We start from the raw sequence: 22340 nt of genomic DNA on the forward strand, positions 1-22340 counted from the left end.
GAGGGTAACGAATGGATACGGAAGAAATTAAAAAGCGTATGGATAGTGGCGAAATTTATTTTGAAAATGCTGAGATTAATCAAGAACAGATGAAATACACGGATTGGATATTTGAGTATAACCAGCTATTACCTAGTAAAAGTATCGAAAAAAAACAATTATTAAATAAATTTCTAGGTGGTATTGGTGAAGAAACAACATTGCTTCAGCCTCTTCACGCTAATTGGGGAAAAAATACATTTATTGGTGCGCGCGTATACAGTAACTTTAATTTAACGTTAGTGGACGATACAAAAATAATTATTGGTGACGATACTATGATTGGGCCTAATGTGACCTTAATTGCTGGAACCCATCCTTTAAATTCGGACTTAAGATTGAAAAATGCCCAGTATAATTTACCTGTAACTATTGGAAAAAATGTATGGCTTGGTGCCAGTGTAATTGTTTTTCCGGGAGTGACAATTGGGGAAAACTCTGTGATTGGAGCGGGTAGTTTAGTAACAAAGGATGTACCAGATAATTATTTGGCGTATGGTTCTCCCTGCAAGTTAATAAAAAAAATAGAGTCGTAAAATAATTAGGTTCTAGAAATGAATTTTAACGTGATTTCTATTAATCTAACAGTAAAAAATACCCCCGTAGAAGACGTCTAAAGTCCTTTACGAGGGTATTTATATTTAAAATAGAATTGGTTAATTACTTTTGTGCCATAAAATCCTTCAACCAATCTTTACCTTCAACGAAACGCGTAACAAGCATTGCAGTTGCGGTATTTCCTGTTGAATTCAATAAAGTAGCTGGAATATCAATAATTGTCGTAATGATTAAAATTAATGGAAGGGCGGCCATTGGGAAACCAAAAATTGAACAAATTAGGGTTTCGGCAACCATACCACCGCCTGGAATTGCGCCCATAACGACACCAACCAAGAATGATACGCAGATAATCATAATCATGTTATTAACACTCGTAATATCTTTACCAAAAACGGCAAATAAAAATGTTGTTTTTAAAACGCCACCAATTACAGATCCATCTTTATGCGTATTCGCGCCTAAAGGAATAATGGTATTTGCAATATCTTCTGTCACACCCATTTTTTTAGAGTATTCTAAGTTAACAGGAATACTTGCGGCGGATGAACTTGTTGCGATTGCTGTGACAGCAGGGGCTGAAACGTTTTTCCAAAAAATAGTAAATCCGGCTTTGCCACCCGCAATGAAGGCATATAAACTCATCATTACAAAGAAGTAGAAGGCCGTAATTCCTAGATAGAGAACGAAACTACGTAAATAACCAGCGGCAATTTGAGGTCCTAAGTTACCAATAATATTGGCAAAGAAACAACCTAAACCAATTGGCGCGTAGTACATAACGTATTTAACCATACGCATAACAACTACGTTTCCGGCTGATAAGAATTTTGTGAACGCACTCGCTTCTTTACCAGTTGCTGAGGCGGCTGTACCCATCAAGATTGAAAAAATAATTAATTGAAGCATATTATCTTTAGACAATAGGTGATAAAAATCGTTAACAGTAAATGTGTTAACTAACGTTTCTAAACCGGACGATTTTACCGATGTATCTTTAACAGTACCCATTAATCCTTTAATGGTATCAACATTTACACCATGGATCGGGTTGAAAAGGCGAACACCAATATAGCCAATAATTCCGGCAATGAAGGCTGTCGTTAGAAAAACAATCAAGGTAGTCATCATAATTTTACCAAGACGTTTCATTTCAGACATCTCTGCGATTGCGGATGAGATACTGAAGAAAACGAGAGGGACTAAAATCATGTACATTAGATTTAGAAAAAGATCACCTAATGGTTTAAGAACGGATGCTTGTTCTTTAAATAATAGGCCAACAATGCCACCTATAACTAATCCTAAAAGTAGAAATAAGGATGTTTTGTAACGATTAAAAAAAGTAGTCATAGCAATTCCCCTTAATTAAAAATAGTCTGAAGTCGTAAACAATAGTATACCAATTATATTGTGTAAAAGCTAAGGCTAAAATAAGCTAATGAGGGTAGGGAAAGCGTTAGTCGAGCGTAACCTATTGACGCGTTATCATCTTTAGTTTACAATTGTAGTCATAAAGATGATGTGAGATTAAAGGAGTGAAGACCATGACAACAAAACAATCGATTGAAATTAGTGACGCCGAGTGGGAAGTTATGCGTGTTATTTGGACGCTTGGGCAAAGTACTAGTAACGAAATATTTGAAAATTTAAAAGAAAAAATGAAATGGCAGATGCCAACAATTAAAACGTTATTGGGACGATTAGTTAAAAAGGGTGCGTTATCTGCTGATAAGGAAGGCCGAGCATTCATTTATAAACCTCTAATAGAAGAACAATCAACGATGGATCACGTTAGTCAGTTATTATTTGATCATATGTGCCAAATGAAAATTGGATCAACAATCGCAGATTTACTGGATGAAGTGGCACTGAGTCAATCAGATATTGTACGGTTACGAAATGTAATCGATCAAAAAGCTAAAAATGCACCAGAAAAAGTTGAATGTAACTGTTTAGCGAAAAAAACGGTTTAATTGTTTCACGTGGAACACTAATTTTTATTTATGCTTCCTTTCAGTAAAAAGACCTACGAGTGAAAAACTTGCAATAATCCATGCTGCCAACATAAAAGTTTTGGTAAAGGCTTGGGTTAGTTGCTTATTTTTTAAATTTTTAATCTGACTTAAAAGTTTAGATATTTGTTCATTTACATCGATTTTTGATACTCCACCATCCAATGTAGTTAAACCTTTATTTATTTTTCCGTCCTTAGATAATGTCTTTGATAATATATCTTGTGCTTGAGTAATATTATTGTCAGCGGACCTAGAAGATAATGCTTTAGTAAAGGCTTTTCCAGTAGTGATGTTTGGATTAGTCCCAATTTTATAAATTGAAATCAAACTAGAAAGTTGCGTAATTGATTTTGAATTTTGAATTGATTTTGGTTGAGCCTGTAAAAAAATTAATTTTTTTTCGTAAGTATTCAATATTTTTATGGCGTTGGGATTATCTTTGACCAATTCATATAGTAACGCATTATATTGGGCTGTAATTTCATTTTGCCCAATGGAAATTTTATTGGTTAGGCTGGAAACGGTATTAGGATTACCGTTAAATTGCTTTTTTAAATTTCCAAGGCCAGTATGCATTTTTGATAGTTCCTTATTTTTAATTTGATAATTGGTATTATCAGATTTTAATTCTTCACTAATCGATTTTTTTAATGCATATTGAAAATTTGGACTAACTTTATTTGAGTTTAGAATAGTTATAACCCTCGTTTTCATCAAGTTATCAATATTATTTGGTAATTTTTTGCTAGTAATTTGATCAATAGAACGTCTTTCAATAGTATTTTTGGCTGTGTCGACATTATGGGTCATTGTGCCAACTAATAGTGCAATGCCAAGACAAGTTCCCAATTGTCGGGCAGCGTTAACGATACCTGAAGCAATCCCAGCCTTATTTTCCGGAATAAATTGAACAGCTGAAACAATTGATAAACAAGCGAACCCAAAACCAAATCCCAAAATAATCATGAAAAAAGTCATCAGCTGATTAGTAACATGGAACTTAAGATTTGATAATAAAAATAAACTGCCTGCCATTAAGACCATTCCCGTTGTAATAATACTGCGATAACCGGTATAAGTTGATAATTTTGACCCTAAGGGCATTGATATCATAACTGTAATTGACATAAACATAATGATATAAGAGGCACTTAGGGCACTATATCCACGTACATTTTCAAGAAAAAAATTAAAAATTAATGACGAGCAGACAATTGCAAATCCACACATAAAGTAAATAATTGTTGAAGCTGAAAAGGTCATTTCTTTAAATAAATTTAATTCAACTAAAGGCTGTTTCACCTTTAATTCAATCCAAAGAAAAATTAAAAATGTGATTAAAGTTCCAAGCATTAAACTAAAACTAGTAATAGAGTTCCAGCCAATATCGTATCCTTTAACGAGTAAGAAGGTTAATTGTGATAGGCATAATGTTAAAAAAATTAAACCGCCTAAATCAATTTTCTTTGAAATAGTTGGATCAAAAGATTCTTCAAAACAAAAAAGAATTAAAATGAATGTGATAATAACAATGGGAACATTAACAAAAAATATCCATTTCCAATTTAAAAATTTTAAAATAATACCACCAATTGAAGGGCCAGCTGCGGCTGCAACTGCCGTAACGGCACCAATAATCCCAACTGCTTGATTAGCATCTTTACGACCAAATAGGTTTACGGATAGGGGGATCATAATTGGTGTTACAATTGCGCCTCCAATTCCTTGGATAAAACGTGTAAAAATTAAAGTTGGAAGGGTGTTCGATAGCCCACAAAGTGCAGAACCAATTCCAAATATGATAAGACCAATGCACATTATTTTTTTTCGACCAAACTGATCTCCAAATTTTGAAGCCGGAATAATGGTGATTGACATAATCAAAACGTATATTGTACTAATCCAGTTAGTATCAGTTAAGTTGGAGTTAAAGGAATTTGTAATATCAGGAAGCGCAATATTTGTGATTGTTGTATCTAGTGTGACCATAAACATAATTAGGGATAAAGCTATGAGACCTAGTAAGATTTTTTTATTTTTTATCAATGGATTGGCAACTCCTTTTTATTAGTTTGTGTAGTTGAATTAAGATGTTTCCTTGGGATTCTGTTTACATTGGAAACAGGAAGGATGAAAAAAACTATTTTATCGTTTTTTTCTTTCATTAGATATATCTAAAAAAATTTGTTCCGTTTCAGTTCCTATACGTTCTAGATCCATGATAACTTCATCTGGTAAATATTTGTAAAGATTAGCGATACTTTTGTTTAATTGTTTAGAAAATTTAGCATGTGCCTTGTAAATTTCTGAGCCTTTAACGGTTAAATTAATGACAACTTCGTTTTCAGTTTCTGGAGAAATTGATTTAGTCACTAAATCATTCTTTCTCAATTGCTTAATCCGTTTAGAAACTGCTCCTTTCGTGATACCTAATAGTTCGGCTAAACGTGTAACATTAATGTCTGGATTATTGCCAATGAACTCTATCGTATGCGTTTCTGATGGATGAAGTAAGATATCAGTTCCATAGGAATACGGTGTTTTTTCAATTTCATTATATCTATTGATAACTCTTAAAAAAATATCACTTAGTTCTGAAAATGTTTCTTTTTTCATAAGTATGCCCTCAATTCAGTATTTGATTTCGTTTTTATTATAAAGGTTTGTGTTTCCAATGTAAACAAGTTCCTTTGTAAACACAAACGGCTATTACGATATTAAATGGGTCATAGGGATTAGCCAAATTTCTAATCATTTTAAATCTTAAGTCATATTTCTAACGAATACGGTGTCTGGATTGTTTCTTGAATTTCTTTTTGGATTATTAACTGATAGTTGTTCTAAAAAATAATGTAGTAACTGCTGTTAGTCCCGCTTGCTATATTGTATTTAATTACAGTGATGTCAGATGATTTTTATTTTATTTACTTTTCATGGTTTATATATGGAATCAGTAACGCTGCAATCGGTGGGTCTTTGAAATCCCATTTTATTAGACGGTTGACGAATGGTGAACGTAAAATTGAGGCATTTAACAGTAAGTATATTAGGTGTGGGAACAGTTATTTTTAAAATGACCTATACATCGTATTTTTGGTTATGATTGCCGTTTTTAAACATCTCATTAGGATTTAAAGATAGTAAAATTAAATTTATTGAGAGATCGATGTTAAAAGACAATATGAAAGATTTAAAAGATAACAAACAGATCACTTATCTATATTTAATTTCAGTTGATAGCCATTTTGAGTAATTATATTTTCGAACAGGTTAACTAAAAAATAAGTGCCTTATTATTAATAACGTCCTTATTTAGTCTCTTAATCCTATTGGTACAATTTCTTTGTTTTTAATACCTTTTAAGTTAAAAATGTGTCATCAAAGATGTCTCTTGTTGGTACCATTGACAGCGTTGTAGCCACGCTATTTCTGTGGGGCGTGGGCATGTTAGATAAATTTTACTTGTTTAATGTCATAATAATCGTAATAAATTTATTGCTCATGATGGTATCTTTATCGTTACTGATTGAGTCAAAAGGATGGAAAAAGTGTGAAGTTCTTCCTATTTTAACAATTCATTTCTGTTATTATGTATGCGTTAACAAAATATTACAGAATGGAGAATGATAACTTATGGAAATTGCAGGATTTGGCGTTGAGGAATGGTTGAACGTTTATGAAACACAGGCTACATATGATATTGCACAAAGTACAGTTTCATCGATGACGATGAACGAGTTGCTGAATATGGGTCAGGTAAATAGTCAGGATTTTTATCGCGATTTAGATGCACAAAAAATGAATTATGGTTGGATTGAAGGTTCTCCAGCCTTTAAAACAGAGGTCAGTCATTTATATAAAACTGTCTCACCAGAACAAGTTTTACAAACTAATGGTGCAACAGGAGCGAATCAATTAGCTTTATATGCATTAATCGAACCTGGTGATCACGTCATTTCGATGTATCCTAGTTATCAGCAACTCTACGATATTCCTAAATCATTAGGAGCTGAAGTCGATTTTTGGAATATTTCTGAAGAAAATCAATGGATGCCCGATTTGGACGAATTGCGGACACTTATTCGGCCAAATACTAAGATGATTTGTTTAAATAATGCAAATAATCCAACAGGAACGGTTATTGAGACAAACTTAATGACAGAAATAGTAAAGATTGCTAAAGAAGTTGGCGCGTATGTCCTAGTTGATGAGGTTTATTTGCCCTTAGACGATACTACAGATGTCAGTTCAATTGTTGATTTATATGATAAAGGGATTGCGACAAATAGTTTGTCGAAAACATATTCGACGCCTGGTATTAGGATAGGATGGACAGTTGCTAATCCTGCCATAACGGATATTTTTAGAAAATATCGCGATTATACAATGATATGTGCCGGTGTTTTTAATGACCAGATGGCTGTTCATATTTTAAAAAATAAGGATCTCGTTCTGGATAGAAATCGGAAAATTGTTAAACAAAATTTAAAAATATTAACTGACTGGGTCGACGATGAACCAGCTGTTAGCTTGGTTGTGCCAAAGTCTGTTTCAACTTCATTTATCAAATTTGAAACAATTGAAGATGATGAACAATTTTGTAAGAAGTTATTAAAAGATTATGGGGTTTTAATGGTCCCTGGTAGTCGATTTGGTGTGCCAGGTCATGCAAGATTAGGGTATTGTGCTAAAGAATCAGTTTTAGTAGAAGGTTTGAAACGTTTGTCACAAGCATTACATGAGTAATCATAATATCGAATAGAGCCATAAAATCTGATTTAACAATTGGATTTTGTGGCTCTGTTTTTTGATTAACGACCAAAAGTGTGAACTGGTTAACACTTTTTATGTCACTATTCTCACTCCACGAATAACGAACTATTGATATAATCCAAGCGAAACAACCGACGGAGGAGGGTGACAACGATGGTAAAGGGATGTTAATGGGAGAATGCAACAAATTATGCAAGATAACACTTAAAGGAGGAACCTATTATGGATTCAACAACACCAATGGTGGAGACACCTAAAAAGAAATTTAAGCTAAAAATGCCGGGCGCTTTTGTCATTTTATTTATATTAACGATTGTTGCAGTTATGGCAACATGGATTATTCCGGCAGGATCTTATTCGAAATTATCTTACGATCAGGCGAGCACAGAATTAAAAATTACAGATGCCCATGGTAATGTAAAAAAGGTACCAGCAACACAAAATCAGTTAGATAAGTTACACGTTAAAATTGATATTAAACAATTTACGTCTGGTGGCATAACGGCAGCCGTATCAATTCCTAATACATACCAGCGATTAAAACAGAATCCGGCCGGGCCATCTGACATCACGACCAGCATGGTGAATGGGACAATTCAAGCCGTTGATATCATGGTATTCATTTTGGTCTTGGGCGGTATGATTGGCGTGGTTAAAGTCAGTGGCGCTTTTGAATCAGGATTAGTGGCGCTTACTAAAAAAACGAAAGGACACGAGTTTTTATCAATCTTTTTCGTCTCAATCTTAATGGTCTTAGGCGGAACGTTGTGCGGAATTGAAGAAGAAGCAGTTGCTTTTTATCCAATTCTAGTACCCGTATTTATCGCGATGGGTTACGATTCGATAGTCTGCGTGGGGGCAATATTCTTAGCTAGTTCCATTGGAACAACATTCTCGACAATTAACCCATTCTCAGTTGTTATTGCGTCGAATGCTGCCGGCATTGATTTCACTCAAGGTATGATTTGGCGGATTGTCGGATTAGTTGTTGGCTCAATCTTTTTAATTATCTACTTAGGTCGCTACAGTAAAAAAGTCAAAGCTGACCCAACCGCATCATATACGTATGAAGATAGTAAGGCGTTCAATAAACTTTGGTCTGTATCGGCGGGCGATGGAAACAAAGAACCTGTTTTCACTATTCGTAAAAAAATTATACTATTACTATTTGTTGTTACATTCCCAATTATGGTTTGGGGCGTTATGGCAAAAGGTTGGTGGTTCCCAACGATGGCATCTTCATTCTTAGTTTTTTCTATTGCAATTATGATCTTAACGGGTACTGGAAAAGAAGGACTTGGAGAAAAGGGAGTTATTGATGCGTTCGTTAATGGTGCTTCAAGTTTAGTTGGTGTGTCATTCATTATTGGACTCGCTCGAGGAATTAATATTGTTTTAAACCAAGGATTGATTTCAGATACAATTCTCCAATACGCTTCATCGTTAGTAGTTGGCGTGAGCGGACCAATTTTCATTATTGTCATGATGATTATTTTCTTCTTCCTCGGATTTATCGTGCCGTCATCATCTGGGCTAGCCGTTTTAGCAATGCCAATATTTGCGCCATTAGCCGATTCCGCTAATATTCCAAGATATATTGTCGTTTCTGCATACCAATTTGGTCAATACGCAATGCTCTTCTTAGCGCCAACAGGGCTTGTTATGGCAACTCTTCAGATGTTAGATATCAGATATTCACACTGGGTAAAATTCGTTTGGCCAGTTGTTGTCTTCGTTTTATTGTTCGGTGGCGGATTGTTAGTACTACAAGTTCTTGTTTCTTAATTCAGTTAAGAGCATAAAATAATATAATTCTAATGATTCTCATTTTGAATTTTTAAAAACTCAACAATGAAGGCGCATACAATGTTATCTATGAAATAATCACCCGTATAAATTCTCATAATGAGAGAAACTTCACATTATGAGTGTAAGCGTTTCCTAAACTAGACCAATTGGACCTGTTATGCTGTGCATGTAATAAATATATGGGAGGTAATCATTATGACAAGTCCAGTACATGTAACATCAGAAATCGGAACTCTTAAAACAGTTTTGTTAAAGAGACCCGGTAAAGAAGTTGAAAACTTAACACCAGATATCATGGGTCGTCTTTTATTTGACGATATTCCATACCTACCTGAAATCCAAAGAGAACATGATTTCTTCGCAAAAACATTGCAAGACAATGGCGTTGAAACAATTTATCTTGAAACTTTGGCTGCTGAAGCCCTAGATGCAGGAAATGTAAAAGAAGAATTCTTAGAAAAAATGTTAGATGAATCAGGTTTAGTTTCAAGTACACTCCATGCAGCATTGAAAGAATATTTACTCTCAATGGAAACACAAGACATGGTTGATAAAATTATGGCCGGCGTACGAACAAATGAAATCGATTACAAATCAAATGCTTTAGTTGATCTCAGTTCTTCGGAAGACTACCCATTCTTTATGGATCCAATGCCTAACCTTTACTTCACGCGTGATCCAGCAGCTTCAATGGGTGATGGGTTAACAATTAACCGTATGACATTTGCTGCACGTCGCCGTGAATCGTTATTCATGGAATACATTATGGAATTCCATCCACGTTTTGCTAACAAGGGCGTAAACGTATGGCGTAGTCGTAACCATCTCGACCGTATGGAAGGTGGAGACGAATTAATTTTAAACGACCACGTTCTTGCAATTGGTATTTCACAACGTACTTCAGCTCGTTCAATCGAAGAATTGGCACAAGTTCTATTCGCAAAACATAGTGGTTTTGATAAAATTTTAGCAATTAAAATTCCTAATAATCGCGCAATGATGCATTTAGATACTGTCTTTACAATGATTGATTACGATAAATTTACAATTCATCCAGGAATTCAAGATAACGGCGGAAACGTTGATACATTTATCTTAGAACCCGGCAAAGATAATCACATTAATATTTCACATCGTACAGATCTTCAAAACGTCTTACGTGAAGTTTTAAAAGTGCCTGAACTTATCTTAATCCCAGTTGGTAACGGCGATGCAGTAGTTGCACCACGTGAACAATGGAACGATGGTTCAAATACACTAGCAATTGCACCAAACACTGTTGTGACTTACAATCGTAACTATGTGTCAAATGAGGTCTTAAGAAGTTACGGCATTAAAGTTATTGAAGTTATTTCAGCTGAATTATCACGAGGTCGTGGTGGTCCACGTTGTATGAGTATGCCTATTGTTCGTGAAGATTTAAAAAAATAAAAAATAAAAAAGGTGGAAAATAACATGTCAAACACAGTATTTCAAGGTCGTAGTCTTTTAGCAGAAAAAGATTTTACTCCAGAAGAATTAGAATATCTAATTGATTTCTCAATTCATTTAAAAGATTTGAAAAAACGTGGAATTCCACATAAATATCTTCAAGGTAAAAACATTGCTTTGCTTTTTGAAAAAAATTCAACAAGAACACGTGCTGCTTTTACAACAGCATCAGTTGATTTAGGTGCACATCCTGAATTTCTTGGAAAAAATGATATTCAATTAGGAAAAAAAGAATCAGTTGAAGATACAGCTAGAGTTTTAGGTAGTATGTTTGACGGTATTGAATTCCGTGGATTCAGCCAAGATGTTGTTGAAGGATTAGCTAAATTCTCAGGCGTTCCCGTATGGAATGGTTTAACTGATGAATGGCACCCAACACAAATGATCGCTGATTTCATGACAGTTAAAGAAAACTTCGGTAAATTAAAAGGCATTACATTAACATACGTTGGTGATGGCCGTAACAACATGGCTAACAGCCTTTTGGTAACTGGTTCAATGTTGGGGGTTAACATTCATATCGTTGCACCTGATTCATTACAACCAACTGAAGAAGTTCAAAAATTTGCTGCAGAATTTGCTGCAAAATCAGGTAGCAAAAACATGATTACTTCAGACGTTGATAAAGGTGTTAAAGATTCAGACGTTCTTTATACAGATGTTTGGGTATCAATGGGTGAAGAAGATAAGTTCGAAGAACGTATTAACACATTGAAACCATACCAATTAAACATGGACATGGTTAAAAAGACTGGTAATGAAAATATGATCATTATGCATTGTTTACCAGCATTCCATGGTATTGAAACTGAATATGGTAAAGAAATGTTTGAAAAATATGGTGTTAGAGAAATGGAAATTACTGACGAAGCATTCCGTAGTAAATATGCACGTCAATTTGAAGAAGCAGAAAACAGAATGCATTCAATTAAAGCAATTATGGCTGCAACTGCGGGAAACTTATTCATTCCACGTGTTTAATAACATCAAGATAGTTTGTTTTTAATGGTGAAAGAAACTTAACAGGGAAGTGTCTCTGCGAAAAATAGGCTGTCATTAGGGGGACTAATCTGGAGCAAGACTTTAGATTAGTTTCCCTTTTATTTTTAATAAAGAAAGTAGGCAGTTGAATTATGGAAGAAAAAAATACGGTTAAAAAAATTAGTTTGATGGCGCTTGTTGCGCTAGTTATTAGTTCTTCTATCGGTGGTGGGGTCTTCGGATTAACGTCTGATTTGGCCAATGCATCTGCACCGGGGCCTGCGTTAATTGGTTGGGTCATTGTCGGAGTGGGTATTTTAATGTTATCACTCTCATTAAATAACCTGTTGAACAAAGAACCAGAATTAGAAGGAATCTTTACGTACGCTGAAAAAGGATTTGGCCCATTTGCTGGGTTCATTAGTGGTTGGGGTTACTGGTTGTCTGCTTGGTTAGGAAACGTGGCATTTGCTACGATCCTAATGAGTGCGGTTGGCTACTTCTTCCCCATCTTTAAATCGGGTCAAAATCTCCCTTCAATTTTAATCGCAAGTATCCTTTGTTGGGCGTTAACTTTCTTTGTTAACCGTGGTATTGAAGGCGCCGCTGCGATTAATGCAATTGTTACAGTCTGCAAATTAATTCCAATTTTTGTCTTTATTGTTGTTGCTATATTCTTATTCAAGATCGATGTTTTTTCAGCTAATTTCTGGGGCACAATGAGCCATAACTTTGCCGCAGGCGATGTCGCCTTACAAATTAAAAAATGTATGATGGTGATGATGTGGGTCTTTGTTGGTATTGAAGGGGCTTCAATGTTATCTTCTCGTGCAGAAAAGAAATCTGATGCCGGTAAAGCAACAATTATCGGACTAATCAGTTTATTGACTATTTATGTGTTGGCCTCAATGTTACCTTACGGTATTTTAACGCAAGCACAATTAGCTTCAATTCATCAACCAGCAATGCTTTATATCGCTGTTGAAATGATTGGACCATTTGGTGGCTATCTTATCGGAATTGGGTTAATTATTTCAATTTTAGGTTCATGGTTGTCATGGACAATGCTTCCAGCAGAAACGATGTTACTTATGACAAGAAGCAAGTTATTACCTGCTTACTTCGGTAAAGTTAATGATAAAAAGGCACCAACTTTTGCCTTAGTTTTAACGGCTGGATTAGTCCAATTATTCCTTTTCACACTTTTATTTACGGACAAAGCTTATAACTTTGCTTATTCATTATGTACGGCTGCAATTATTGTTTGTTATATCTTAGTAGCAATGTATCAAGTTAAATATTCAATTCAACACATTGATGAAAAAGGAAACAAAGCACAATTAACGTTTGGCTTAATTGCTTTGTTATTCCAAATTTCCGGTATTATCATGGCCGGTGTTAGTTACTTATTACTCTGTTTAATTGCTTATATTCCAGGGATCTTCTTCTACGGAAAAGCAAGACAGGCACAGGGTGAGAAGTTCTTATCAAAAGGTGAAATTGGTATGACGATCGTTATTGTTATTGGCGCTTGTGTCGGAATATGGTTAATTGCGTCAGGAAGAATGGTTGTTTAAAAAATAAAAAAAGAGGAGTCGATTATTATGTCAAGAAAAATTGTTATTGCTTTAGGTGGAAATGCTATTTTGTCAAAGGATGCTAGTGCTGAGGCACAACAACAAGCGTTACGTGAAACTGCTGAATATTTAGTTAAATTCGTTGAAAAAGGCGATAAATTAATTATTTCACATGGTAATGGGCCACAAGTTGGGAATTTATTATTACAACAAGCGGCTGCAGTTTCTGAAAAGAATCCAGCTTTACCATTAGATACTTGTGTTGCAATGACACAAGGAAGTATCGGTTACTGGATGCAAAACGCATTAGATAATGCGTTGGCTGAAAAAGGGATTGATAAAGAAGTCGCAACTATTGTGACACAAGTTATTGTTGATCAAAATGATGACGCCTTTAGTAACCCAACAAAACCAGTTGGACCTTTCTTTACAGAAGAAGCAGCTAAGGCAGAAATGGCTGCTCATGAAGAGATGACCTTTGTCGAAGATGCCGGTCGTGGCTGGCGTCGTGTCGTTCCTTCACCACGTCCAACAGGTATCAAAGAATATAAAACAATTGATCGTTTAACAGAAAATGACGTTATTTCAATTTCTGTTGGTGGCGGTGGCGTTCCTGTTGTTGAAGAAAATGGTAAATTGCACGGTGTAGAAGCAGTTATTGATAAAGATTTTGCTTCAGAAAAATTAGCTGAATTAGTAAACGCTGATTTACTCATTATTTTAACAAGCGTTGATAACGTATACGTTAACTTCAACAAACCTAACCAAGAAAAATTAGAAGAAGTTACCGTTTCTCAATTGAAAGCATATATTAAAGAAGACCAATTTGCTAAGGGAAGTATGTTACCTAAGATTGAAGCTGCAATTGAATTCGTTGAAGCTAGTCAAAACGGTCGCGCAATTGTTACATCTCTAGAAAACATTAGCCAGCTATTAGACAACGATGCTGGAACGGTTATTGTGAAAGGTTAACAATCCTTTTGTACGCTTAGGGCGGATAGGCTATAAGATAGGATGGTTAATTGTGGCCAATGAATATCCATGTTAAAATGATGATGGAGAGAGTTTGGGTCAGTTAGACGTTAGTGGAGGGGATCAAAATGGGACAGAAAAGTAAAGCGGTACCCCAATATATGCAGTATTTGAGACAATTATCGGATTTTGAAACGTTAACCGATGAAGAAGCGAACTTACTAATGAACAATATGAGTATCAAATCATTTCAAAAAGGCCAAGTTCTTTTTGATGAAACGGATCAACGCAGTCGGTTTTACTTTTTAATTGAAGGCGTAATACGGGTTGAACGATTTGATATCGACGGTGACTTTGGCTTCTTTTCATATATCAAAAATGACTTAGGATTTCCATATCGCGGATTATTAAGTGATAAAAACTACCCATACTTGGCTAGAGCAATGACGGATATTCAAATCGTTTATTTCCCAATGGCTCTAGTTGAACGGATATTAAAGCAAAATATTCTGATGGCCACGCGAGCAATTACAGAGATGTCGACAATTTTAAGCGCCACAGAGAATCAAGTTCAAAGAATGGTAACATCAAGCGCTCATAATCGAATTGTCCAAGCTATTAATATTTTGGCAGAGCAGTTGGGTGCTGATTTCACCCAAAAGCACGTTATTATTCCGTATCGCGTCACAATTAAAGAGCTGGCCCTAGTTAGTGGGACCACTCGTGAAACAACGGGACAGGTCATTAAATGCTTGGCTAAACATGATGAACTTATCTTTGAACGACAACAATTAACCTTATTGGAGGGATGGTTCGCTGACCAGAGTTTTGATCGGCAAGAGCGTATCTTTAAATTATAAGTTAACAAAAAATGACCCCATGACTTGGCATAAAAATATGTCAAAATCATAGGGTCATTTTTTTAAAATAATAGCGTAATTAAACCAATTGCTAATAAAACTTGAACGAGCATAATACCGCCGGCGTAAAGTAATAAACGTTTTCCTTGGCTGAATAGCGATTGTAAATTTAAACGAAGGCCAATAGCAGCTAGAGCAATAATTTCACACCAAGTACTTAAAAAATGTGCGAACCCACCAATTGGAGCGGGTAAAAAGTGTAAACTGTTAAGGATACAGAGTGTTAAGAATCCAATGACGTACCAAGGAACTAAGGTTGATTTTTTTGTTGTTACTTGGGATGCTTGTTGGGTAGGTTGATTTTTATGATGTAGGTAACCGAAAATACTAATAACGAAAACTAAGCAAATGATTCTGAGGATTTTGAATAATGTGGCAGTCACAATAACATGTTGATTCAACATAGTTGCACTGGCAACTACCTGACCAACAGACTGAATAGTTCCACCAATTAAAACACCTCTAAAGACGTCGTTTCCACCCCAGAGTAGCGTTCCAATAATGGGTAAAGTTAACATTAAAATGGTTCCCATAAGATTAACTAATGTAATTGAGATACCTGTTTCTTCATTATCGGCATCGATAACTGGCGCAATTGCACCAATAGCAGAAGATCCACAGACAGCGTTACCACCGGCCATCAATAAATAGGTACCTTCTCCGAAGGCCAGTTTCTTACCTAACCAAATGGCAAATATAATTGTGATACTCATTTGTAAAAAGGTGAACAGGAGACCATTTAAACCAATTTCTTTGATACTTTGGAAGGTGATGGTTGCGCCGAGTAAAAGCACGGAATATTCTAGTAATCTTTTCTCAGAAAATTTAGTTCCGGCTGTTAATGACGGCTGTTTTAAAACCGTGTTTCCCAGAATAATACCAATAAATAAGGCAATCGTTGCACCACCAAGCATTGGTAACCAGAGTTTAGCGATAAAATAACTGGCTAGGCCAATTATTAACGATACAATAAAACCAGGTAGTAAGTTAATTATTTTTTTCAAGTTGTTCATCCTCCTAAATAGTATCTTAACTATAGCGGATTTATTTTAATTAATAAAATAAATCTTTATAATGATAACTATTAATAAAATGAATGGAAGTGATTGGTATGTTTAAAAACTTAGAAATTTTTAAATCGGTTTATGAAACTAGAAACTTTACCACCAGCGCACAATTATTATTCCTGTCTCAACCCACGATCTCAGTTCAAATTAAGCAACTCGAAGAGACGCTAGGCGTCATGTTGTTTGAAAGAAACGGGCGACAACAGATTGTGCCGACTGAGAGTGCCATCTTACTTTATCAACAAACCCAGCAATTATTAGATTTATGGCAACAAGACTTGTTTGCGCTAAAACATCAAAATAGCGATCAGAAAATTTCTTGTAAAATTGCGGCTTCACACACGACCGCGGCGTATTTGCTGCCTGATTTATTACGTAAAAATAAAGAATTTATGAAACCGTTGGAATTGGAAGTCAGTGTGCTTAATTCGTCACAGATTATGGAACAATTAAAACAACATAAATTAGATTTTGGATTTATTGAACAACCGCTAACGGAAAAAAAGATAAAACGTCAATCGTTAACAACGGATCAATTAGTTTGGGCAGGGGATGCAACGGAACCATGGTTACTAAGGGAGCAGGGCTCTGGCGTCTATCATTATTCAATCAATTATCTAAAGGCAAATAATCTAACCTTGGATCACTTCATGACGGTTAAAAGTAATTCGTTAATTGTTCAGTTACTCAGACAAGGGATAGGTCAGTCTATCGTGTCGCAGACAGCATTAACCGATTACCCGGAGATTCCGGTCAAGACATTATCAAAGCAATATCAACGCGAATTTTATCTTGTTTCAAGGGATGAGTTGCCAAAACAAATCCAAACATTTGTGACACAATTAGCAGGCTCATTTATAGAATAGAAAATTAATCTAAAACTGTAAGCGCTTTTGTTATGATTAAAACGTTGCATCAATTATAATGAAATTAGGATAAATAACTTGCTTACTTTTAGTAAGTATGATATTTTAAATTCATCAAATAAATTGGGGGCATCAATTATGAATACAAAATTATTAGGATTACACCATATTACAGCCATTACTTCGAGTTCACCAAAAATGTTCCGTTTTATGACGGAAATTTTAGGTTTACATTTAATTAAAAAAACAGTTAACCAAGATGACGTTAGAACGTATCATTTATACTTTACAGATGATATGGGATCAGCAGGAACGGATATTACATTCTTTGATTTTCCCGGTTTATTCCAAGGTACAAAAGGAAAAAATGGTATTTCAAGAATCGGATTCCGAGTTCCTAGTGATGATGCCTTAGATTTCTGGGCAGAACGATTCCATGATAATGATATCGAACATGATGAAATTCAAACAAACTTTGGTAGCAGAACAATGAATTTCTACGATTTTGATCATGAACAATATCAATTAATTTCAGACGAACGTAACCATGGCGTAGAAGCCGGAACACCTTATTTATATAGCCCAATTCCTAAAATGTTCGCAATTAGTGGATTAGGAACAACTATTATTACAGTGGATTACCCAGAACGCATGGATATTGTGTTAACGGAATTGATGGGCTTCGATAAAATTGCAACTGAAGACCAACGCACGTTATACGAATTGAACGAAGGTGGACACGGCGCTCAAGTTATTATTGAAGAGAGTCGCGTTTTACCAAATGAAATTCAAGCTTACGGAACAGTTCATCATATTGCCTTTAGAACTGAAGACGAAGAATCACTTGCGTACTGGATTGAACGGATTCAAAGTGCCGGTCTTAGTGATTCAGGTTTCGTAGATCGTTTCTACTTCAAATCAGAGTACTTCCGTCCCGGTGAAGGTGTGCTATTTGAAATCGCAACAGATGGTCCTGGATTCTTGCAAGATGAAACGTATGAAGAAGCAGGTATTCATTTGGAATTACCACCATTTTTAGAAGACCAACGTGCAGATATTGAAGCACATTTGGTTAATTTCAATTCAGATAAGAAGATGTAAATATGACAGAAGCGATCACGTCTTATAAGCCGGGTAAGGCAGGCAACGCTACGGTCCTGATGTTACATGGGACAGGTGGCACAGAGTCTGACTTGCTATCAATTGCGGATTTTTTAGCACCAGATAGTCCTAAAATTGGTATTCGTGGGCGATTGGTCGAGAATGATTTGACACGTTATTTCGCCCATCTACCAGATGGAGGATTTGATTTGGACAGTTTGGCCGTGGAAACAAGATGGTTAATGACGGTAATTGATGAGTTGGCGGTAGAGTACGCGTTTGACCCGGCACAATTAATTGTGTTAGGCTATTCGAATGGCGCTAACGTTGCTTATTATTCATTATTAACTGGTCAGGCTAAGTTTAAAACGGCCGTGTTACTACATCCGATGGTATTATCGTCTGATGTTAAAACAGATATTGATTTAAGTGATATCAAAATTTGGGGATCCCATGGATTTTTGGATCCCATTGTCTCAAAATCAAACTTTGGTGAGTTGAAGAATTTCTGTCAACAAGCTGATATTGATTTTACAAGTTTTGAAGCTGAACAATCACATCAAATTTCAGAATCAGAGTTAAGAGATGCTGAGCAGTGGTTAGTCGCAACAAATAGACTAAAAATTGAGGAATAAAGACTAAATGATTTCATTTAATAGTAACGAATTATCAACAAAAAATCAGTATAAATTGATGTCTGGAACGTTGATTCCAAGACCAATAGCATGGGTTACTAGTGCAAACGAGGCGGGGCTAATTAATTTAGCTCCGTTTAGTTTTTTCAGCGTTGTTTCAGATAAATTGCCATTGATGTCGATTTCAATTAATCGTCGTAAAGATGGCGTCATGAAGCATACTGCCGCTAATATAGTTAAAACGAAACAAGCTGTTGTTCAATTGCCAACTCGAGAATTAATGGAACTGGTTAATCAAAGTGCGGCAAGTTTTGGATCAGACGAGAGCGAAGTTTCCGAACTTGGATTAGAAACGGTAACTAGTAACCTAGTTTCTGTACCTGGCATTGCGGGTGTTAAGGCTCGTTTTGAAGTGGTATTGAACCAACATGTGCCTATCATGGATGATGGAGAGATTATTTCTGATTTGTTTATTCTTGAAGTCGTTTATTTTCATATTGAGGATGACATTTTGGACCAGGATAAAATGTATATTGATGCAAAAAAGCTTAATCCGGTAGCGAGGCTTGCCGGACCGGAGTATGCGAATATAGGTGAGAAGTACAAGCTGATTAGACCAAAATAATTAATTTGGATAAACTTGAACCCCGAAGTCATATGACTTCGGGGTTTTTTGTTTCACGTGAAACAAAAAATGTTACGAATTTACGTCAAAGAGTAGGGAAGAGTAGTATTCATGGTTAAAGAGTAGGAAAGGGTAGCATTATAGAAAAAATTTAAATAAAAAGACACCTCAAAAATTTTGAGGTGTCTTTTGTCAATTGTGCTAAAAAATTGATAGATTCACATATTTATTTTGTAAAATTTTAAAGTCGTAGGTTGTTAAATTTTGCATATCTTCTAAACCATCGAACATTGCCGTATAGCTTCCGGCCAACATTAGGTTTAAAGGAATGCCCTTGTTTTGACGAACGAGAATAACTGGTTTACGGTTTGCTGCGGCATAGCCACATTCCCAAACGGTACCAGAATCAGCTTCGTTATTGTTTTCTTCGAGTTGGTAATCAATGACTGCAACCACAATATCGGCTTGATCAATTTGGCGGATATCATTTTGAAAAGTGGCCGTTTGCCATTCAAATGTACCAAATTCTGCATCGGGATATTGAACATTTCCCGGTAAGTGGATTGAGTCAGCATCAATGGTTGGATTTTTACTGAGAAGGTTAGCTACTAAATCTAAGCGTTCTTTTTGGCCTGGGCTGAAGAAAGGTCCGGCAAGATAAACACGTTTTTTTGTCATGGTTGAACTCCTTTAATTTCTGGTTTGTTTGGGGCTGATTTGGCTAGATTAGTAATAGTTTTAAAGAAAAGGTCGGGATTTATAACTGAACTAACAAGTGACAAATCACGGCCATTAGAGGTAATAAACGTTTTACCCTGGCTCATACCGGTTGTGACAACATCTGCTTTAATTGTTGTTACGTCAACTAAACTGGGATCAATTAAACTGCAAGTTGTTAAAACGTCCCATAGATAGTAGGTTGAGTTATTTGGCAGGTGGACTAAGGGTGGTACAAGTGCGTAACCTTGTCCGATAAAATCTATTGCAGGATATTGTCGATCGAGCGCCCAGTTTGTTCTGACTTCTGATGTTAAAGGGACTTGAATGGTACTCTCTAAACTGACCAAGCGAATAGGAAATGTTGTGTGTAAAACGGTTTTAAATGCCTCAGGGTCCCAAAAGACATTCCATTCAGCTGAGCCATCATGACTAGGTTCATCAACATTTCCTGTCTCGCCAAAAGAACCACCCATCCAAAGTAACTGGTCGATATGTTCTGTAATGCTTGGGACTTTCTGAATGGCACGTGCTAGATCGGTCAACGGACCTGTAAATAACAAGGTAACGGGATTATCAGCGGCCGATAATTTATTGATTAAATCATCAACTGCGTTATTATTGGATATTTTTATTTGATTTGAATATTCATTTAGTATCGGTAATGCATCAATAGAGAAAGCGTCCATCCGCCACTTAATGGGGAAAGGATTCTTCCCACGACTGTCAGATTGGCTAACGGTCAGTGCTTCATGTCGTTTATGACCAAACCTAGAAATGATTTTTTGACTTGCACTCACAGCGGGTTCTACATAAGAATCGGCACCAATCACACCCACGCCAATTAGATTAACGTCCTCCATTTGTAGTAGCAATAATAATGACACTAAATCATCCACGCCGCCGTCATGATTAAAGTAGACATCCAAGTGATAATCCCCCTTATGTGATTAATAATTTAAGTATACTAATAGTCAAACGATAAATCAATGTATAATTCGGTTATTAAACGTATATGCATTTATGAATCTAAAATTAATAACCATAATCTTAAAAATACGAACTATTAATAATATATTTATGTTTACATTCGTATATATTGTGATATGATGAAATCAACAAAAAAAGTTTAAAGGGGTATTTAAATGAAAACTCGTAAAATTATCTTTGGCTCACTTTTATCATTAGGACTCGTTTTAACATTGGCAGGCTGTGGTTCTCAAGCAAAATCATCAGCGGGTAAAACAACTAAGAATTCAGTCGCATTGGTAACTGATGGCGGTGGTATTGACGATAAATCATTTAATCAATCAGCGTGGGAAGGTTTGAAAGCATGGGGGAAAGAAAATAAATTCTCTAAAGGTGTTGGTGGATACGATTATGCGCAATCAACATCGCCATCGGACTTTACACCGAACATTAATAAATTAATCAAAGCAAAATATAAAACAGTTTTAGGGATTGGCTACCAGGTTCAAAAGAATATTGCGGATGCGTCTAAACAAAATTCAGATGTTAACTTTGTAATTGTTGATTCTGTTATTCCAAATCAAAAAAATGTAGCATCAGTTATGTTTAAGGCTGAACAATCATCATTCTTGGCCGGTGTTGCGGCAGCCGAAACAACCAAAACAAACAAAGTTGGATTCATTGGTGGTGTTAAGAGCGATATTGTTGAAGGATTCCAAGCTGGGTTCACGCAGGGTGTTAAGGCAGTTAATAAAAATATCAGTGTTGATGTTAAATATGCCGGATCATTTTCTAAGGCCGATTTAGGTAAGTCACTGGCAGACGCAATGTATAGCAACCAAGAAGATGTTATTTACCAGGCTGCTGGTGGAACCGGTAATGGTGTTTTCACTTCGGCTAAGGGTTTAGCTAAAGACGGTAAAAAAGTCTGGGTTATCGGTGTTGATCGTGACCAAAAAGCAGACGGTAAATACAATGGTGGGAACGTAACTTTGGCTTCAGCTGTTAAAGAAGTTGGAATTGCTGTTCAAGATTTATCAAACAAAGCACTTAAAGGTAATTTCCCAGGTGGAAAGACAATTGAATATGACCTTAAAGACAAAGGGGTATCTTTAGTTAACGATAATATGTCGAAAAGTGCTGAGAAACAGGTTAATGCTTATAAAGAAAAGATTATTAACGGGGATATCTCAGTTAGCGCTAAAGCCAACTAATAGAATAA

20 protein-coding genes are annotated in these 22340 nt (G+C 35.7%); 14 read left to right on the forward strand and 6 right to left on the reverse strand.

Annotated features, from left to right (window positions below):
* The first annotated feature begins 11 nt into the window (after window positions 1-11).
* Window positions 12-575: a sugar O-acetyltransferase gene (locus N0K73_RS01510; protein ID WP_112249541.1), complete on the forward strand. Its 564-nt coding sequence runs from the start codon at window positions 12-14 to the stop codon at window positions 573-575.
* A 124-nt stretch (window positions 576-699) separates the two neighbouring features.
* Here the strand turns inward: N0K73_RS01510 and N0K73_RS01515 are convergent, their stop codons facing one another.
* Window positions 700-1950: a dicarboxylate/amino acid:cation symporter gene (locus N0K73_RS01515; protein WP_057974120.1), complete on the reverse strand. Its 1251-nt coding sequence runs from the start codon at window positions 1948-1950 to the stop codon at window positions 700-702.
* 194 nt (window positions 1951-2144) lie between these two features.
* On the opposite strand from N0K73_RS01515, the gene N0K73_RS01520 reads away from it, so the two are divergent.
* Window positions 2145-2573 (forward strand): CopY/TcrY family copper transport repressor, encoded by a 429-nt coding sequence (locus tag N0K73_RS01520; RefSeq protein WP_057974119.1) that lies wholly within the window; start codon window positions 2145-2147, stop codon window positions 2571-2573.
* 24 nt (window positions 2574-2597) lie between these two features.
* Here the strand turns inward: N0K73_RS01520 and N0K73_RS01525 are convergent, their stop codons facing one another.
* Window positions 2598-4661: an MDR family MFS transporter gene (locus N0K73_RS01525; protein ID WP_112249543.1), complete on the reverse strand. Its 2064-nt coding sequence runs from the start codon at window positions 4659-4661 to the stop codon at window positions 2598-2600.
* 99 nt (window positions 4662-4760) lie between these two features.
* Window positions 4761-5231, reverse strand: coding sequence for a MarR family winged helix-turn-helix transcriptional regulator (locus N0K73_RS01530; protein WP_057974118.1), 471 nt, complete (start codon window positions 5229-5231; stop codon window positions 4761-4763).
* 1017 nt (window positions 5232-6248) lie between these two features.
* Here N0K73_RS01530 and N0K73_RS01535 point away from each other — a divergent pair.
* From N0K73_RS01535 to N0K73_RS01565, 7 genes are all read left to right on the forward strand, one after another.
* Window positions 6249-7361 carry an aminotransferase gene (locus N0K73_RS01535; protein ID WP_112249545.1) on the forward strand — a complete coding sequence of 371 codons (1113 nt, stop codon included), beginning with the start codon at window positions 6249-6251 and terminating at the stop codon, window positions 7359-7361.
* Window positions 7362-7610: 249 nt separating this feature from the next.
* Entirely contained in the window at window positions 7611-9173 is a 1563-nt protein-coding gene (locus tag N0K73_RS01540; protein ID WP_112249547.1) for a YfcC family protein, read from the forward strand.
* Between the two features lie 219 nt (window positions 9174-9392).
* On the forward strand, window positions 9393-10628 hold the full coding sequence (arcA, locus tag N0K73_RS01545) for an arginine deiminase (RefSeq protein WP_112249549.1): 1236 nt from the start codon (window positions 9393-9395) through the stop codon (window positions 10626-10628).
* Between the two features lie 24 nt (window positions 10629-10652).
* Entirely contained in the window at window positions 10653-11669 is a 1017-nt protein-coding gene (gene argF / locus N0K73_RS01550) for an ornithine carbamoyltransferase (protein WP_112249551.1), read from the forward strand.
* 152 nt (window positions 11670-11821) lie between these two features.
* A complete protein-coding gene (gene arcD, locus N0K73_RS01555) occupies window positions 11822-13246 on the forward strand; it encodes an arginine-ornithine antiporter (RefSeq protein ID WP_112249553.1) in 1425 nt (474 codons plus the stop codon).
* Window positions 13247-13270: 24 nt separating this feature from the next.
* A complete protein-coding gene (arcC, locus tag N0K73_RS01560) occupies window positions 13271-14218 on the forward strand; it encodes a carbamate kinase (RefSeq protein ID WP_112249555.1) in 948 nt (315 codons plus the stop codon).
* Between the two features lie 128 nt (window positions 14219-14346).
* A complete protein-coding gene (locus tag N0K73_RS01565; RefSeq protein ID WP_112249557.1) occupies window positions 14347-15078 on the forward strand; it encodes a Crp/Fnr family transcriptional regulator in 732 nt (243 codons plus the stop codon).
* Between the two features lie 62 nt (window positions 15079-15140).
* Here the strand turns inward: N0K73_RS01565 and N0K73_RS01570 are convergent, their stop codons facing one another.
* Window positions 15141-16151, reverse strand: a complete 1011-nt coding sequence (locus N0K73_RS01570; protein WP_112249559.1) for a YeiH family protein — start codon at window positions 16149-16151, stop codon at window positions 15141-15143.
* A gap of 98 nt (window positions 16152-16249) precedes the next feature.
* Between N0K73_RS01570 and N0K73_RS01575 the strand changes: the two genes are divergently transcribed.
* The 4 genes from N0K73_RS01575 (at window position 16250) to N0K73_RS01590 (ending at window position 19432) form a co-directional block, all read left to right on the forward strand.
* Window positions 16250-17071 carry a LysR substrate-binding domain-containing protein gene (locus tag N0K73_RS01575; protein WP_112249562.1) on the forward strand — a complete coding sequence of 274 codons (822 nt, stop codon included), beginning with the start codon at window positions 16250-16252 and terminating at the stop codon, window positions 17069-17071.
* A gap of 138 nt (window positions 17072-17209) precedes the next feature.
* A complete protein-coding gene (locus N0K73_RS01580) occupies window positions 17210-18172 on the forward strand; it encodes a ring-cleaving dioxygenase (protein ID WP_057974109.1) in 963 nt (320 codons plus the stop codon).
* Window positions 18173-18174: 2 nt separating this feature from the next.
* Complete coding sequence (locus N0K73_RS01585) at window positions 18175-18807, forward strand: alpha/beta hydrolase (RefSeq protein ID WP_112249564.1); 633 nt, start codon at window positions 18175-18177, stop codon at window positions 18805-18807.
* Between the two features lie 7 nt (window positions 18808-18814).
* Window positions 18815-19432, forward strand: coding sequence for a flavin reductase family protein (locus N0K73_RS01590; RefSeq protein WP_112249566.1), 618 nt, complete (start codon window positions 18815-18817; stop codon window positions 19430-19432).
* Between the two features lie 201 nt (window positions 19433-19633).
* Here N0K73_RS01590 and N0K73_RS01595 read toward each other — a convergent pair whose 3' ends face one another.
* Together N0K73_RS01595 and N0K73_RS01600 are read right to left on the reverse strand one after the other, a co-directional pair.
* Window positions 19634-20110, reverse strand: a complete 477-nt coding sequence (locus tag N0K73_RS01595) for a nucleoside 2-deoxyribosyltransferase (RefSeq protein WP_057974106.1) — start codon at window positions 20108-20110, stop codon at window positions 19634-19636.
* Window positions 20107-21078 (reverse strand): nucleoside hydrolase, encoded by a 972-nt coding sequence (locus N0K73_RS01600; RefSeq protein WP_112249568.1) that lies wholly within the window; start codon window positions 21076-21078, stop codon window positions 20107-20109. Before N0K73_RS01600 ends, N0K73_RS01595 begins: the two co-directional genes overlap by 4 nt.
* 216 nt (window positions 21079-21294) lie before the next feature.
* Between N0K73_RS01600 and N0K73_RS01605 the strand changes: the two genes are divergently transcribed.
* The gene (locus tag N0K73_RS01605; protein ID WP_112249570.1) at window positions 21295-22332 is read left to right on the forward strand and encodes a BMP family lipoprotein; all 1038 of its coding nucleotides are present in this window, start codon (window positions 21295-21297) and stop codon (window positions 22330-22332) included.
* Window positions 22333-22340: the final 8 nt, after the last annotated feature.

This window comes from Dellaglioa algida (assembly GCF_030127605.1).
GTDB lineage: Bacteria > Bacillota > Bacilli > Lactobacillales > Lactobacillaceae > Dellaglioa > Dellaglioa algida.

Excerpts from the sequence above, each read along its gene's own strand:
- N0K73_RS01510 (WP_112249541.1), top strand. The coding sequence starts at position 12 with ATGGATACGGAAGAAATTAAAAAGCGTATGGATAGTGGCGAAATTTAT.
- N0K73_RS01515 (WP_057974120.1), bottom strand. The coding sequence starts at position 1,950 with ATGACTACTTTTTTTAATCGTTACAAAACATCCTTATTTCTACTTTTA.
- N0K73_RS01520 (WP_057974119.1), top strand. The coding sequence starts at position 2,145 with ATGACAACAAAACAATCGATTGAAATTAGTGACGCCGAGTGGGAAGTT.
- N0K73_RS01530 (WP_057974118.1), bottom strand. The coding sequence starts at position 5,231 with ATGAAAAAAGAAACATTTTCAGAACTAAGTGATATTTTTTTAAGAGTT.
- N0K73_RS01535 (WP_112249545.1), top strand. The coding sequence starts at position 6,249 with ATGGAAATTGCAGGATTTGGCGTTGAGGAATGGTTGAACGTTTATGAA.
- N0K73_RS01540 (WP_112249547.1), top strand. The coding sequence starts at position 7,611 with ATGGATTCAACAACACCAATGGTGGAGACACCTAAAAAGAAATTTAAG.
- arcA (WP_112249549.1), top strand. The coding sequence starts at position 9,393 with ATGACAAGTCCAGTACATGTAACATCAGAAATCGGAACTCTTAAAACA.
- argF (WP_112249551.1), top strand. The coding sequence starts at position 10,653 with ATGTCAAACACAGTATTTCAAGGTCGTAGTCTTTTAGCAGAAAAAGAT.
- arcD (WP_112249553.1), top strand. The coding sequence starts at position 11,822 with ATGGAAGAAAAAAATACGGTTAAAAAAATTAGTTTGATGGCGCTTGTT.
- N0K73_RS01565 (WP_112249557.1), top strand. The coding sequence starts at position 14,347 with ATGGGACAGAAAAGTAAAGCGGTACCCCAATATATGCAGTATTTGAGA.
- N0K73_RS01570 (WP_112249559.1), bottom strand. The coding sequence starts at position 16,151 with ATGAACAACTTGAAAAAAATAATTAACTTACTACCTGGTTTTATTGTA.
- N0K73_RS01575 (WP_112249562.1), top strand. The coding sequence starts at position 16,250 with ATGTTTAAAAACTTAGAAATTTTTAAATCGGTTTATGAAACTAGAAAC.
- N0K73_RS01580 (WP_057974109.1), top strand. The coding sequence starts at position 17,210 with ATGAATACAAAATTATTAGGATTACACCATATTACAGCCATTACTTCG.
- N0K73_RS01585 (WP_112249564.1), top strand. The coding sequence starts at position 18,175 with ATGACAGAAGCGATCACGTCTTATAAGCCGGGTAAGGCAGGCAACGCT.
- N0K73_RS01590 (WP_112249566.1), top strand. The coding sequence starts at position 18,815 with ATGATTTCATTTAATAGTAACGAATTATCAACAAAAAATCAGTATAAA.
- N0K73_RS01595 (WP_057974106.1), bottom strand. The coding sequence starts at position 20,110 with ATGACAAAAAAACGTGTTTATCTTGCCGGACCTTTCTTCAGCCCAGGC.
- N0K73_RS01605 (WP_112249570.1), top strand. The coding sequence starts at position 21,295 with ATGAAAACTCGTAAAATTATCTTTGGCTCACTTTTATCATTAGGACTC.